General features: G+C 40.5%; 14 protein-coding genes, 1 tRNA gene and 1 pseudogene. 10 read left to right on the top strand and 6 right to left on the bottom strand.

From position 1 onward, the window contains the following. Positions 1 to 54: 54 nt before the first annotated feature. The 4 genes from CA730_RS22320 to CA730_RS22305 all read right to left on the bottom strand — a co-directional run bounded on the left by CA730_RS22320 (position 55) and on the right by CA730_RS22305 (position 3,853). The gene (locus CA730_RS22320; protein WP_172891230.1) at positions 55 to 348 is read right to left on the bottom strand and encodes a hypothetical protein; all 294 of its coding nucleotides are present in this window, start codon (positions 346 to 348) and stop codon (positions 55 to 57) included. Between the two features lie 179 nt (positions 349 to 527). After that, positions 528 to 1,139: a HupE/UreJ family protein gene (locus CA730_RS22315; RefSeq protein WP_231939912.1), complete on the bottom strand. Its 612-nt coding sequence runs from the start codon at positions 1,137 to 1,139 to the stop codon at positions 528 to 530. Between the two features lie 150 nt (positions 1,140 to 1,289). After that, the gene (locus CA730_RS22310) at positions 1,290 to 3,041 is read right to left on the bottom strand and encodes an ABC transporter ATP-binding protein (protein ID WP_096670654.1); all 1,752 of its coding nucleotides are present in this window, start codon (positions 3,039 to 3,041) and stop codon (positions 1,290 to 1,292) included. A 125-nt stretch (positions 3,042 to 3,166) separates the two neighbouring features. Then, positions 3,167 to 3,853, bottom strand: a complete 687-nt coding sequence (locus CA730_RS22305; RefSeq protein ID WP_096670652.1) for a hypothetical protein — start codon at positions 3,851 to 3,853, stop codon at positions 3,167 to 3,169. Positions 3,854 to 4,385: 532 nt separating this feature from the next. On the opposite strand from CA730_RS22305, the gene CA730_RS22300 reads away from it, so the two are divergent. The 5 genes and pseudogenes from CA730_RS22300 to CA730_RS26280 all read left to right on the top strand — a co-directional run. After that, on the top strand, positions 4,386 to 5,288 hold the full coding sequence (locus CA730_RS22300; RefSeq protein ID WP_096670650.1) for a DUF2382 domain-containing protein: 903 nt from the start codon (positions 4,386 to 4,388) through the stop codon (positions 5,286 to 5,288). Positions 5,289 to 5,355: 67 nt separating this feature from the next. Beyond that, positions 5,356 to 5,538, top strand: a complete 183-nt coding sequence (locus tag CA730_RS22295; protein ID WP_096670648.1) for a CsbD family protein — start codon at positions 5,356 to 5,358, stop codon at positions 5,536 to 5,538. 96 nt (positions 5,539 to 5,634) lie between these two features. Beyond that, positions 5,635 to 6,267: a signal transduction histidine kinase (STHK), LytS gene (locus CA730_RS22290; RefSeq protein WP_096670646.1), complete on the top strand. Its 633-nt coding sequence runs from the start codon at positions 5,635 to 5,637 to the stop codon at positions 6,265 to 6,267. Positions 6,268 to 6,358: 91 nt separating this feature from the next. After that, entirely contained in the window at positions 6,359 to 6,829 is a 471-nt protein-coding gene (locus tag CA730_RS22285; protein WP_096670644.1) for a BON domain-containing protein, read from the top strand. A gap of 206 nt (positions 6,830 to 7,035) precedes the next feature. Continuing rightward, positions 7,036 to 7,182, top strand: a pseudogene (locus CA730_RS26280) (CsbD family protein); the annotation flags it as partial. Positions 7,183 to 7,941: 759 nt separating this feature from the next. Here CA730_RS26280 and CA730_RS22275 read toward each other — a convergent pair. Further along, a tRNA-Ile gene (locus tag CA730_RS22275) sits at positions 7,942 to 8,014 on the bottom strand. Between the two features lie 239 nt (positions 8,015 to 8,253). Between CA730_RS22275 and CA730_RS22270 the strand changes: the two genes are divergently transcribed. From CA730_RS22270 to CA730_RS22255, 4 genes are all read left to right on the top strand, one after another. Next, entirely contained in the window at positions 8,254 to 8,952 is a 699-nt protein-coding gene (locus CA730_RS22270) for a hypothetical protein (RefSeq protein ID WP_096670640.1), read from the top strand. Positions 8,953 to 9,370: 418 nt separating this feature from the next. After that, on the top strand, positions 9,371 to 10,723 hold the full coding sequence (locus CA730_RS22265) for a hemolysin family protein (protein WP_096670638.1): 1,353 nt from the start codon (positions 9,371 to 9,373) through the stop codon (positions 10,721 to 10,723). A gap of 241 nt (positions 10,724 to 10,964) precedes the next feature. Continuing rightward, positions 10,965 to 11,849, top strand: a complete 885-nt coding sequence (locus tag CA730_RS22260) for an ABC transporter permease (RefSeq protein ID WP_096670636.1) — start codon at positions 10,965 to 10,967, stop codon at positions 11,847 to 11,849. Positions 11,850 to 11,870: 21 nt separating this feature from the next. Next, a complete protein-coding gene (locus CA730_RS22255) occupies positions 11,871 to 12,254 on the top strand; it encodes a hypothetical protein (RefSeq protein WP_096670634.1) in 384 nt (127 codons plus the stop codon). A 162-nt stretch (positions 12,255 to 12,416) separates the two neighbouring features. On the opposite strand, the gene CA730_RS22250 is transcribed toward CA730_RS22255, so the two are convergent. Continuing rightward, positions 12,417 to 12,854 (bottom strand): peroxiredoxin, encoded by a 438-nt coding sequence (locus CA730_RS22250; protein ID WP_096670632.1) that lies wholly within the window; start codon positions 12,852 to 12,854, stop codon positions 12,417 to 12,419. Between the two features lie 459 nt (positions 12,855 to 13,313). Here CA730_RS22250 and CA730_RS22245 point away from each other — a divergent pair, with 459 nt between their 5' ends. Then, positions 13,314 to 13,718 carry an Npun_F0494 family protein gene (locus tag CA730_RS22245; RefSeq protein WP_096670630.1) on the top strand — a complete coding sequence of 135 codons (405 nt, stop codon included), beginning with the start codon at positions 13,314 to 13,316 and terminating at the stop codon, positions 13,716 to 13,718. Positions 13,719 to 13,784 lie beyond the last annotated feature (66 nt).

Below are 13,784 nucleotides of genomic sequence, written 5' to 3'. Positions count from 1 at the left end.
CTTCCTTCTTCCTTCTTTCTTCCTGACCCCTGAACTCCTGAACTCCTTCCATCATTATTCATTTTGCAATAAGGATACAAGTCCATCCAATGTTTGTGACAATTGAGTGATTTGTTCCATAGAATCCTTCTGCGAGTCAGCCAAACTTTGCACAGCGTCACATAAAGCAAAAATCTGATAACCTTGCTGCTGTACTTGTTTTCCTTGGGCTTCTATTTGTAGACTCAGAGCATCAACTCTGTGAGCAAGACGTTCAATTGTCTCAGTTGTCGAGAGTACAGCGTCTCCAATCTGTTCAACAATAGATTCTAAGCGACTGATTCTTGTTTCTATTCCAGTTGCAATCATTTCTGGCCTGCTCCAATCTTGAGGAAAAATCATCACAGTAATATTCCTAAATATTCATTCAATAGTTTCATAATCAGCATTATTAATAAATAAAGTAACTTGTCATCGTTCCTCTTAGTTTTGACCCTTAACTTCCGCCAAGCGGTGCTAATCCCAATACCTATTCCCTAATTCCTAAGTTAAATTATTGAGTAGCCTAAAAATACGATACCAATTGCACAGAATACTAAACCAGCAAAACGGATGATTTTAGGTAAGATTTGATTAATTTCATTGATGCCAAAATTTACACCTATTTTTCTGGCACTCATGATAATTACTGTTTGAGTGAAGGCAACACTAATTACGAAGATAATCATAGTTAATGTTTCTGCACCGATGATGGATGTAGCATCGGAGTAACCTTGAAATATCCCAGCAGTAGCACTTAATAAAGCTATTGCTAACCAATGAATAGGAATTGGTGCAACTAACATTACTCCTAATGCAATGGTACAAATAGCAATAGCTATTGCTGGTGCAGGTAAGATCACTGGAGATAAATTAATCAATTGTCCACAGATAGCAGCAATAACAAAAGTGATATTTAGCCAATTACCACGGGTAAATTTAGCGGAAAATAAACCTAATGCTACAATCCCTGCAAAACGGTCTAAACTAATCACTGGATCGGCTATGCCCCAAATAAACCCTTCCCAGGTGGTGGAAACATTATGTTCAATGGGTGATCCACCGTCTGAAGTCAGTAAACTAATGATGACTAAAATGGCGATCGCGAAGCACTGCTGCAAGCAGTTCGCTCCTAAAAGACGCTGCTGTTTAGATGTTAATAAGTTACTGGACTCAGAAGCTACTAACTGTAAATTTTTAAACATCTTTAGATTATGCCGGTTGGTGATTAATACTACTGCTAACTATTACAAAAATTAATCCATTTTGGTTCAATGTAATAGTTCTTCTGCTTGATGTTGATTCCACAAATTTTGATAAAGTCCAGGCTGTTCTAGCAGTTCTGAGTGATTACCTGTTTGGACGATTTTCCCCTGTTCCATGACCAAAATTCGGTCAGATGTGGCAGCAGCAGAAAGTTGGTGGGTAATAAAAATTACGGTTTTTCTTTTTGTCCCTGTAGCCAGATTGGTGAGGATTTGTGTAGCGGTTTGATTGTCTACACTGGAAAGGGCATCATCTAATAGCAAGATGGGGGCATCAATTAACATTGCTCTTGCTAAAGCTGTGCGTTGTCTTTGTCCACCAGAAAGGGTAATTCCTCGCTCCCCCACTAGGGTTTCATACTGTTGGGGGAAATTCTGAATTTCTGCGTCAATTTGCGCCATTTTGGCGGCGTAAACTACGTCTGCTTCGGCGGAGACGGGATAACCATAACGGATATTATTTTTGACGGTGGTACTGAATAGAAAGCTATCTTGTGGTACGTAGGCGATCGCTCCCCGTAAATCACTCACAGCTAGTTTTGTAATATCCAACCCATCTAAAAACAACTGTCCTGGCTGAATATCCAATAATCTGGGGACAGCATTCGCTAAGGTGGATTTTCCTGAACCAATCGGACCAACAATAGCTACTAATTCCCCAGGTGCGATCTGAAAATTCAGGTGTTCTAGAACTGGGGTATTTACACCGGGGTAAGTGTAACTAAAGTTTACTGCTGTCAATTCTCCTTTAATTTGGCTGGGTTCTACATGAATAGCGTCTGGTGTGTCTTGAATTTTCGGAGTCACGCTGAGAATAGTTTCTAAGCGATTAATACTCACTTCACCCCGTTGGTAAGCAGTAATAGTGAATCCTAATAAAGCGGTAGGGAAAATTAATCGCTCTACATAAATTAGCAAAGCCAGAAAATCACCAATGGCAAGAGTTCCAGAGGATATTCTGGCTGTACCTAACCAAATAATAATCAAAGAACTCAGACTGGCTAATCCACCAATCAGCGGAAATAGGGTATTGCGAGTTTTAGCTAGTTTGAGGTTAGCGGTTAATAGCTGTTCATTTTTCCGGTTAAATGCTTGACGCTCATTGTCCTCTTGGGCGTAAATTTTAATCAGCGCCATACCGCTCATATCTTCCCGTACCAGTTCACTAATTTCTGCAAGTTCTTCCTGGACGGCGGTTTGTTCGTTACGCAGGCGATCGCTAAAAAAATGCACCATCAAAAACATGAACGGGTACACTGCTAATGATGCCAGTGTCAGTTCCACACTTAGGGATAACATGACGGGTAGTGTCAAAAGATAGGCAAAGAAAGTATTTGCCAAACTCAACACAGCAAACCCTACCAACCGTCTAATATTATCTACATCACTGGTAGCACGACTAATTAAATCCCCAGGAGTATTAACCGTAAAATAAGCAGGTTCTAATTTCAATAAGTGTTGAAAAATTCGCTGTTTCAAATCAAATTCTACCTGTCTTCCCACACCAAATATCCAAATGCGAGAAGCCATTCGCATCATCCACATGGCGGAACTAAGTAGGGCGATGAGAACTACATAATGGATGATTTGGGGAAAACTAAAACTCCGAGACAGAGTATCTACCCCTGAACGAATTAACAAAGGAATATATACACCCAGCCCATTGACAACTAATAAAGCAACAATACCGAAGACGGTTTCGCGCCAATAGGGGCGTAAATAAGCAGCGATTTTATCAAGTCTGTGAGATTTGGCCATGCCAACAATTATCTAACTTTTTTGTGTTGCGGGGGGAGGAGTCAAGGAGTCAGGAGTCAAGAAGAAGAAGAAAGAAGAAGAAAGAAGGAGGAATTTTCTCCCCTGCCCCCTGCCCCCTGCCTTTTCTACGTGCGACCACGCAAAAAAACATAAATCTGATTGAGATAACTTTCCCATACTTGGGTAGTAAGTTGCAGCGTTTCTGCATTAGGAACAAAGTCTTCTACCCGTAACCCACGGGTGCTGATTGCTTGAGGATTTTGTAGTAAATAGGAAGGGATATTCGCAGTCAGACTATTGAAGGCTATAGTTGGAGAATTTATCTCTACCATAGGTGGGATGATATTTTGCCCAATATCTGAGATTGTGAAATTAGGATTTGCCGGACTAAGGGCGACTAAAGTAGATGGGGCAGTTGGTCGATTGATATTCATCCCCTCAACTGTAGCAACTGGTGATCTGACTAGGAAGTAAGCGATCGCTGGTGTACTAGATAAAAGCAAAACCGTCAACGCCCATCCTAATAAAAAACCGCCCGGTTTATCAATGCCACCGCCTTTGATTTTTTGAGCAGCTAAAAACAACATTAAAACCGAAGCACCCAAAGGCTTGAGCGGGAAGGAGATAAACCGCCATAATGAAGCCACCGCTGGTTCACTAGGATTGAGAAATGCTAAAGCTAAAACAACAATGACCAATCCTAAAAGGAATTTACCGACAAAAGTTACTGATGGGTAGAATCTTTGAAACAAAGAGTAGGCTACAACACCAATTAAGAGCCATAGCAAAACCCGGCTTAACAACTGAAACATAAATTAACTCTCTAATTTTTTAGCGCAGTCAGCTTAAAGGCCGCAGGAAGTGGATTAATTTTATCGTCAAGCTGACTTAAAAATACCTCAAACCTCACACCCAAAGATTACCGCCGTAGTGATTTTAGTGCAATTTTTTGACACCGAGTGTATTATTTGCGATTTTCCCCAAGAGGAATTTTTAGATTATTCGGCTACAAACGAATTTATACACTTTTAAACCCACACAGATACTAACTTCTTCAAGAAGTTGGGGGTCTGAACTTTACCTACACAGTCACTCAATTAAGAATCTCTGTCTATTGACATACCAGCATAATCAACCCTTTGATGGACGGTCTTAATCATAAAAATAACTAATGTATACATATTAGAACTACAGAACAGAAAACCTAATAATCCAATTTTACCAGGTTCTAATGTTGAGAATAATTTGATATTTGATCACATCAACTGATGGTGGAACTGCAACAGGAGCAAAATTATCAACCTGTAATCTGTAACATCCGTAAAAAGTGGAGATGGAAATAGTATGCCTCTTTTAAAAATCAAAGAATTTGATCCAAATTATCGAGAAAGTTTTGAAGGCAAAGACATCAAAGGAATGGGTGTCTATGCAACCGCAGATGAAAAAATTGGCACAGTCAGCGATATTTTAGTAGATGAACAAGGACATTTTCGCTATTTTGTTGTTGATTTAGGTTTGTGGATTTTTGGGAAAAAAGTTTTGTTACCGGTTGGTCGTTCGCGCATTGATCATACCTCTGAACGGGTTTATACAGTAGGAATGACCAAACAACAAGCAGAGAATTTACCCGAATTTAACGAACACAAAGAAATTGATTATAACTATGAAGAACAAGTCAGGGGAGTATATCGTTCCGAAGCATTCTTAGAAAGTTCCGGTTCTGTAGATACAGCTAGTTCTCGACCTGCGGGAGCTACTATGGTAGCCCCTCCCATAGCTCCACCAAGAAAGTCCGGTAATGGCAATGCTGCCTATGACTATAAACAAGATCCGGCTCTATATGAGCTAAATGAGCAGGATCATCAAACTTTCAAACTATATCAAGAAAGATTAATTGCCAACAAAATTCGCGCTAAAACAGGAGAGGTGATTGTTGGCAAACATACAGAAACAGAGACGGCAAGGGTTTCAGTCCCACTAGATAAAGAACGGGTTGTTATTGAACGAATAACTCCGACAGAAGCTGGAGAAGCAGTTACACCAGATAGCGTTGACTTTGGCACATCTGAAGTGGCTCGGATAGATGTTTATGAAGAAACTGCCGACATTCATAAGGAAGCTTTCCTACGAGAAGAAGTCAGAGTTGATAAAGTTGTAGATCGCGAAACTATTGATGCTGAAGAAACTTTACGTCGAGAAGAACTGGATATTAACACCCAAGAGCATCCAAATGTGGAGAGAAGATAATTTATTTTGTTTTTTGGAGTTTCGTGAAGATCCACATTTCGCCTAAATTTTCTATCAGGAGCAGATTATGAGTACCAAAAATAGAGCCAAGGCAACTGCCAAAAACATTGAAGGTAAAGTTCAAGAAGCAGTAGGGGATGTAACCGGAGATCCAAAAACTCAAGCGGAAGGCAAAGACAAACAAGCGGAAGCCAAAGTTCGCCACGCCGTTGAAGATGTAAAAGATAGAGCCAAAGAAATTCTTGAGTAGATTAGACAGGCAGGGGCGGGGAAAATAAGGCTTTTTTGTCTTTTCTTGATTACCCTTGTTGCCTGCCATTTGTTCCCTTTGCAAGAGGATAAAAAAATGACTTTGATTAATAATAAACGAGCCGTAGGAGTGTTTTCTACTCGCCAGGAGTTAGAAAATGCTCTTAGTGAACTGCGACATAACAGATTCGATATGAATCATGTATCTGTGATTGCTAAAGACACGGAAGACTTGAATCAGCGATACAAAATTGGGGAAACACGAGTTGAAAACCCCACTGCCACAGCCCAGGAAACAAGGCATGACACAAAACATGACACAACCCGGGCTGAAGAAGGAGCAAAAACTGGAATAGGCGCAGGAGGAGCAGTTGGAGGGCTGACAGGCCTGCTGATCGGGCTAGGAACTCTAGCCATCCCTGGAGTAGGTCCAATTATGTTGGCAGGAGCAGCAGCTACAGCGATCGCCACAACTTTAGCCGGTGGGGCTATCGGAGCGGCAGTTGGCGGTTTGATTGGTGGACTGGTAGGTTTAGGAATTCCCGAACATCGGGCGCAAGTTTATCACGATTATGTAGTTGCCGGAGATTATCTGGTCATTGTAGATGGCACAGAGGCTGAAGTTCTTCGGGCTGAGAGGATACTCAAGAATAAAGGGATGCGTGAGTGGGAAGTTTACAATACCCCAGAAACTAGTCGTTATGAAAATCCTGCCGTTTCTCACTTGTGAGAAATTCGGGTAGACAGATATTTTTGTTGGTTAGGAAAAAACTAACTGACAAAACTATGATGCCAAAGGTCTATTGCCAAGGATTTAAACTATGAAAAAAATTACGCCTTTAGTCCTCAGCAGCATTTTATTGCTGGGAACAGTTGCCTGTGACAATAACGCTAAAACTAGCAGCAATGCACCCGATTCTACAGAACAGGCTGGTAAGGTTGTCACGGACAAAACAGTCCAAACTGATAAAAAAGATGCCACTAGCCAAGTTCGTCGAGATCAACTCAATGCAGATATTCGCGCCCGTGAACAACGCAATCTCACTCAGGGGGGAGGTACAGATCGTGCGAGTACGGATCTGGCTAGTGAAGTTCGCTCTAAACTGGAAGCCAATATTCCCACTGGTCAATTAACAGTTGCTGCCAAAGATGGGGCAATTGTCGTTGGTGGAACTGTACAAACTCAAGAGCAATTAAATAAAATTGATCCTCTTGCCAAACAAATTAAAGGTGTTAAGAGTGTGAAAGTTTTAGCCAAAGTTGCCCCAGCCGTACCAACTCAACAACGATAAACAATTGCATTTATCATTTATAAATTTATTACCCACCTATCGAGGAGCAAATTCTCATGATTTTACTGGAAAAATTTCGTAGGTTTTTTCTGACTATTGCTTTAATTTTATTACTAGGAAGTTTCACGGCTGTGACTGCTAAGGATAGTTTAGCTACAACTTTTTTGACCCAGCCAATTAATCAAGCCCCAACTCAAATTGCCACTATGAATAGAGTCGAGGCTATAGGCAAGGATATTGAAGGTAAAGCTCAAGAAACAATCGGTAAAATTACAGGCAATAAAGAAGATCAGATCATGGGAAAAGTCAAACAAGCGGAAAGCAAGGTTCAGAATACAATTGAAGATGTAAAAGGTGCTAGTCAGCAACAAAGATCAAAAATTGAAGCTCAAGCTCAAAAGTCTATGGATAATAGTATTTTCAAAGGTAAGGCTACAGAAAACCAATACCGTAAACTCTCAGATTGATGAGATCCATAAGACTTTTAAGTAGTGCTTAATTTAAGATGTGTAGGTTGGGTTAAGCGACAACCCAACCTATAGTTATTTTTAAATTAATTAATTGATGAATTCACAATTATCTAATTTTTGCAACTTACCTGGTACAACTTACTTGGTACAATCACTAAGTGGCACTGCTAAGGCTTTGGGGCAAGGGAACAGGGAACAGGAAGAGAGTTTTGAGTGATTTTACTTTTCTTCACATACCTTTAATTTTTTCTGTTCACCTACTTACCCGTCAATCTATTTTTCACAGTAAACCCAGTCCATACCTGTTTGGTGCGACAATGGGGATTCATGGGGATTCCAGACGCAAAGAGTAAGAGTTTGAGAAATGGAATTTTTGATTTTCATGCCTTAATATGGCTTCGCCACGCAGGCTATCAGCAACGCCCTAAATTAAATTCAAAGCCAGACAGCAAACCCTAATTATATAAAAGATTTAGATTTAATGTAGAGGTAGCGCCCCCGTGCCTACCCCGGTATTTGGAGCAATCACAGGGGGATTGCCCCTAGGCAACCACAGGGGGATTGCCCCTAGGCAACCACAGGGGGATTGCCCCTAGGCAACCACAGGGGGATTGCCCCTACTCCTCCTGAATTCTTTTAAAGTGCGCCCTGCTGGAATCGAACCAGCCTGAAGACGAATTATGAGTTCGTTGCCTCCCCAATCGGCCAAAGGCGCTTATTTACTTGGATTTCAACCTTGTAGTTTAAGTTTGGTCATTTATGTTATGACTTCACTTTAACCACAGTACACCATTATATCATAATTTGGCAACCTATAAACAATCATCAAGAACAATTCCTGATTTTTCTCCCTCTCAGGACTGTAGGGTGGTGAATTTTGCTAAGATCAAGAATGCCAAATTCAAAAATCCCCATTAGCATATATAGTAACTAAATCTAAATTTCTATTTCCTAATGAAAATAAATACTACTGTACTACTAACCTTAATTTTGTTAACTCTGATGTTGGGTGCCGGTTCTGCGAGTGGTTTTTTGGGCTTTACCTTGGGGAGTATGGCACTTAAAGGTGTGACTACGCCAGATGGTCGTCCTGTAACTAAACTTAACATCAACAAGGCTAATAATCCCCAGGAGGAAAGTGTAGCTTTTTTAAAAGAAGAAGATATTCTCAAAACCGTAAAATCACGAATTAACGACAAAAAAAAGGGTAATAAACCAGACAAATCCGAAGAAGAAGAAGAGATTAAAGTTACCAAGCCGCAACCAAAGGAAACACCTGTCGTTGAAGAGACTCCTCAACCAGGATTTCCTGTAACGGCTGAAAGTGAAGGTGTTACCATGTCTGTAAAATCTATTCGCTATTCCGGTGGTGATTTACTACTAAAAGTGAATATGCGGAATAAAGGTGGCGAGTCTGTGCGGTTTCTCTATAGCTTTTTAGATATTACTGATGATAAAGGCAGAACTTTGAGTGCAATTACTGAAGGTTTACCCGCAGAACTGCCCGCCAAAGGTGCAGAATTTAAAGGTACAATCAGCATTCCCACTGCTTTACTTGATGATGTCAAGCAGATATCTTTATCTTTAACTGATTATCCGGCTCAAAAACTCAAGTTACAATTGTCTGATATTCCTGTAGAGAAAGATAATTAGGGTTTGCTGAGAGCGTGGCGTATGATTCCTGCGTTGTTACGCAAGATATAGACATATAAGCCAAAAACTTAATAAATCAAGAGTTTTAGGGTTAAAAAGGTGAATTAGGTGCAAGGAATGAATAAGCGTTGAAACCGTTCATTTACTGGTTACTTTTCCAGATTTAATATTATTCTTGTCTTTCTCTCATTTTTCCTCCTGACTCCTGACTCCTGACTCCTCGCCCTAATTTAAGATTCGATTTAACCTGAGTTCGACATAAGATAATTTGTGGAAAACTGCCCCAACGAGGAGTCTCAAACCCTTATGATCTCGTTGAAAAAATTATAATTCCGTTCGCGTAGCGTCTCCGAACTCCTAACTCAGGTGATTTGGGATTTTTTTGCTCCAGTTGTCAAATTCTACACTATCTTAGACAGTGAGTGCTTTTTCTACCTTAAGTTGGACAGATACAGGACTGCGATTGTGTAGCGTGCTAGTGCTAATTGCTATCAATGCTTTTTTTGTGACGGCGGAGTTTTCAATGGTGACGGTGCGACGAACTCGGATTCAACAGTTGGTACAAGCTGGTGATATTCGAGCGATCGCAGTGGAAACATTACAACGTAGTATTGATAGACTACTATCTACAGCCCAATTAGGTATTACCCTTTCTAGTTTGGCGCTGGGTTGGATTGGCGAAAGTACAATTGCTGTATTGGTAGAAAAATGGCTCGATTCTTGGCCGTTAAGTGTGAGAATTAATTACTTACTCGCTCATTCTTTATCAGTCCCCATTGCCTTTTTTGCTATTGCTTACTTGCAAATTGTTTTAGGAGAATTGTGTCCAAAATCAGTAGCTATGTTATACTCAGAGCAACTAGCTAGATTTTTGGGACCATCAGTTAAATCTATAGTCCGGTTTTTCAGTCCCTTTATTTGGGTTCTTAATCAATCAACTCATTGGCTATTACGATTATTTGGGATTGAATACACGGGTCAAAGTTGGCGACCGCCTGTGACACCGGAAGAGTTACAATTAATTATCTCTACAGAACGAGAATCTACAGGTTTAGAGAATGCTGAACGAGAACTTTTAAATAACGTCTTTGAATTTGGGGATATTACCGCTGAAGACATCATGATTCCTCGCACTAGCATTATTGGTATCCCCATAACTGCCAGTTTTCAAACCTTACTTGAGGAAATAGCCGCCACTGGACACTCTCGCTATCCTATTATTGGCGAATCTTTGGACGATATTCGCGGTGTAGTTTACTTTCAAGATTTAGCACAACCTTTGGCGTTAGGGAAAATCACACCAGAAACACAAATCCAGCCTTGGATGCGCCCACCTAGATTTGTACCAGAACAAACTCTTTTAAGTGAACTTTTGCCAATGATGCAGCAAGAGAAGCCCGCTATGGTGATGGTAGTGAATGAATTTGGGGGAACTGTGGGACTGGTAACTATTCAAGATATTATTGCGGAAATTATTGGTCATGCTGGTGAACTTGACAGCACCAATGATTTACTGATTCAAATGGTAGACAAACAGACATTTTTGGTGCAAGCGCAAATTAATTTGGAAGAAGTTAATCAAATCTTACATCTTAATTTACCTTTAATTAGAGAATACCAAACTTTGGGCGGATTTTTGCTTTATCAATGCCAAAAAATCCCGCACAAAGGCGAAATTTTTCATTATGACAATCTTGAATTTACGGTTATCTCTGTGATTGGTCCCCGTCTTCACCAAATCCAAATTAGCATTTTAGATGGAAATGGATAGTAACTTTATCAAAATGGCGATTCCTGCGGAGCGCTTTGCGATCGCTCTACTTTGATATTATTGGATATTGGTTATAATATAGTATTAAGAATTATAAATATTCTTTGCTAATTAAAAACTACAGAGATGTTTATAATTGATACATTTGTCACAATTCAGAATGGTTGCCTCAACAAAAAACACAAGAGAAAAATATTTCTCCTGACTCCTGACTCCTGACTCCTTACTTTTAGCATTCCCTATGAATAATGATAAAGCAGTGATGAATTGGCAAGAACTCACCTCATCTAATGTAGTTGTGAATACAAACTCAAATTTCTTGGCAGAAATTGTTCAAGAAACTTTTGCTTTAACCCGTCGTCTATTTATTCAACTCCAACGTCGTCCCTCTAGCCTGATAGCCGGGATTATTCAGCCTGTTATGTGGTTGGTTTTGTTTGGGGCTTTATTCCAAAATGCGCCTACAGGCTTATTTGGTAGTACGACAAATTACGGACAATTTTTAGCAGCAGGTGTGATAGTATTTACTGCTTTTGCGGGGGCGTTAAATGCTGGCTTACCTGTGATGTTTGATAGAGAATTTGGCTTTTTAAACCGCTTGCTGGTTGCACCTCTAGCTTCGCGCTTTTCAATTGTTTTTGCTTCTGCTATTTTTATTATTAGCCAAAGTTTACTCCAAGCAGCGGTAATTGTGGCAGCAGCGGCATTTTTAGGGGCTGGTTTACCTGATATTACAGGATTATGTGCGATCGCTCTCATTGTCTTTCTCCTAGCTTTAGGTGTCACCGCTATTTCTTTAGGTTTAGCCTTTGCATTACCCGGACACATTGAACTTATCGCCGTGATTTTTGTCACTAACCTCCCGCTATTATTCGCCAGCACAGCCTTAGCACCTTTATCTTTCATGCCCGGTTGGTTGCAGGTTATCGCCACCCTCAACCCTCTCAGCTATGCAATTGAACCCATTCGCTATTTGTATTTACACAGCAGTTGGGGATTAAATGATATCGTTATGCACGCCTTTTGGGGTGATGTTACCTTTGGGGTAGCGTTGTTAGTATTACTCGGTTTTGCAATAGTGGCTTTATTGAGTATTCAACCTCAACTACGCCGCAGTCTTGCTTAAAAATATATAAGGGGCAATTTCATGAAAAGTCCATTTTTACCAGTTCGCAAAATTATTGTTGCCACTATCGCCGGCATGAGTTTCGCTTCTCTATTAGGAGTATCGCCCACCTTAGCTGATCCTAATCAACCTTTTGGGACTTTGGAAAGCGATCGCAATAGCAATACCTTATCTGGTAATGGCTCAGATTTCAACCCCCTCAGTCTCATGCACACATTGCAAATGAGCAAGACCCAATGGAATGCGGAACAACAAAATCAACAGTTAGATCCAGCCATAGCCGCATTTAAGGCAGAACAACAGAAACTACTTCAACCTCAACTACAACAAAATCCAGGCACCTCTGTCATTATCCCTGGACAAAATCTCTTTCCTTTACAGATTTCACCATCATCAGGTAAATAACACTTACAGCAAATTGTCATCAAACCTGGAACAAGAACCCCACCCCCAACCCCCTCATCGCTTGCGGGGAGGGGGCTAGGATGTACCTTAATATGATTGGAAATTGCTGTAAATGGGAAATAATGGGCGCAAAGTCTGCGCCCTCAAGAAGTTACTTGATGATTAAAGTCCCAGTTTTGCCAAAACATCACTGGCTTGGGTACTAGTGTTAACAGAAGCATCAACATCAATGATTTTGCCATCACCATCAATTATGTAGGTAACACGCTTGGCATAACCACCACCATCAACATCATAAGCAGCGATGATACTTTTGTTGGTATCAGCTAGTAAAGGGAAATTCAGATTATACTTCTGGGTAAATGCTTGGTGATCTGCCTCACCATCAGCACTCACACCTAACACAACAATACCTTTACTTGTATATTCTGACTGAGCATCGCGGAAACTGCAAGCTTGTTTAGTGCAGCCAGGTGTGTCATCTTTGGGATAAAAGTAGAGAACTACGGTTTTACCTTTAAAATCAGACAATGAAACTGTATTACCGTTAGTATCTGTAGTGGTAAATGCAGGTGCGTCTGTACCAACTGTTAGAGGCATAATTCACCTTATCCTGTTTAGAAAATATTCATGCAATCAAGATTTTACATTGACACTCTCCGGTCTAAAGACGCGGAGATTCTATAGAGAGTTTCAGTCTATATCCCTCAGTTATCCCAGTTTCAGGCACTGCCTTAAATATTTGGGTTCTTGCCCTGATTTCCTTGGACCTGGCGGGCGAAATCATATCTGACAAGCGTAACTTTCCGAGAGTCCCTCGGTAGCTTTTTACGTCTTTAGTGACAATATAGTTGTATCACGAATATGGATTAAAATCAATGCAGGATAAATCCTGCCTCTAGCCTTCATCCCTTGTCTAAAGCACAGATGTAGCTGACTTAGGAAGCTACATCTTCAAGGGTTTTCGGCATTTCCCTTATAACTTGCTTACCGAATATTCTGCCAAAGAGGTATTTATTTTCCAAGCATTGACAAAAAGCCTAACTTAGAGTAAGAAAAATGCCTACAGTGGATTCCTCCAACCTTAAACCCTTAGTTTATACTAGCAAAGCCCTAGAAAGAGCCGAGCGATCGCTAACCTGTTCACCCTTTAACCTGAATTTGTTTATAGCCATGACTAGCCAAAGTATCCAACTAGGTGCTATAGCAATGGAGAAAGGAACTCAGCAAAATTACACCAAGCAACCGTTATCAGAATTGACCTGTGAAAACGCTTTAGCCTGGTTGATTGATGTGGGAGTATTGCGGCGAGAAGTTGATGGACAAGGCATTACAGACAGTTTTCGCCTAACTCCCTTGGGTCATCAATTAATTGTCAAGTTAAAAGATCAGGAATTGCGTAATCCTTCCCTGAGCGATCGCTACAATGATTTTATAACTCGTTGGTTACGTTTACCCTTTTAACCGACATTAATTGCGCTGAAAACTTTGGTGGGGTGGGCATCTTGCCCGCCGTACTTATGCAAGTTT

This window comes from Dolichospermum compactum NIES-806, from assembly GCF_002368115.1.
GTDB classification, from domain to species: domain Bacteria; phylum Cyanobacteriota; class Cyanobacteriia; order Cyanobacteriales; family Nostocaceae; genus Dolichospermum; species Dolichospermum compactum.
The sequence above is the reverse complement of the archived record's forward strand: the minus strand, read 5'-3'. Positions and strand labels throughout refer to the sequence as shown.

Coding starts and splice junctions, on each gene's coding strand:
- CA730_RS22320 (WP_172891230.1), bottom strand. CDS start 348: ATGATTGCAACTGGAATAGAAACAAGAATCAGTCGCTTAGAATCTATT.
- CA730_RS22310 (WP_096670654.1), bottom strand. CDS start 3,041: ATGGCCAAATCTCACAGACTTGATAAAATCGCTGCTTATTTACGCCCC.
- CA730_RS22305 (WP_096670652.1), bottom strand. CDS start 3,853: ATGTTTCAGTTGTTAAGCCGGGTTTTGCTATGGCTCTTAATTGGTGTT.
- CA730_RS22300 (WP_096670650.1), top strand. CDS start 4,386: ATGCCTCTTTTAAAAATCAAAGAATTTGATCCAAATTATCGAGAAAGT.
- CA730_RS22295 (WP_096670648.1), top strand. CDS start 5,356: ATGAGTACCAAAAATAGAGCCAAGGCAACTGCCAAAAACATTGAAGGT.
- CA730_RS22290 (WP_096670646.1), top strand. CDS start 5,635: ATGACTTTGATTAATAATAAACGAGCCGTAGGAGTGTTTTCTACTCGC.
- CA730_RS22285 (WP_096670644.1), top strand. CDS start 6,359: ATGAAAAAAATTACGCCTTTAGTCCTCAGCAGCATTTTATTGCTGGGA.
- CA730_RS22270 (WP_096670640.1), top strand. CDS start 8,254: ATGAAAATAAATACTACTGTACTACTAACCTTAATTTTGTTAACTCTG.
- CA730_RS22260 (WP_096670636.1), top strand. CDS start 10,965: ATGAATAATGATAAAGCAGTGATGAATTGGCAAGAACTCACCTCATCT.
- CA730_RS22255 (WP_096670634.1), top strand. CDS start 11,871: ATGAAAAGTCCATTTTTACCAGTTCGCAAAATTATTGTTGCCACTATC.
- CA730_RS22250 (WP_096670632.1), bottom strand. CDS start 12,854: ATGCCTCTAACAGTTGGTACAGACGCACCTGCATTTACCACTACAGAT.
- CA730_RS22245 (WP_096670630.1), top strand. CDS start 13,314: ATGCCTACAGTGGATTCCTCCAACCTTAAACCCTTAGTTTATACTAGC.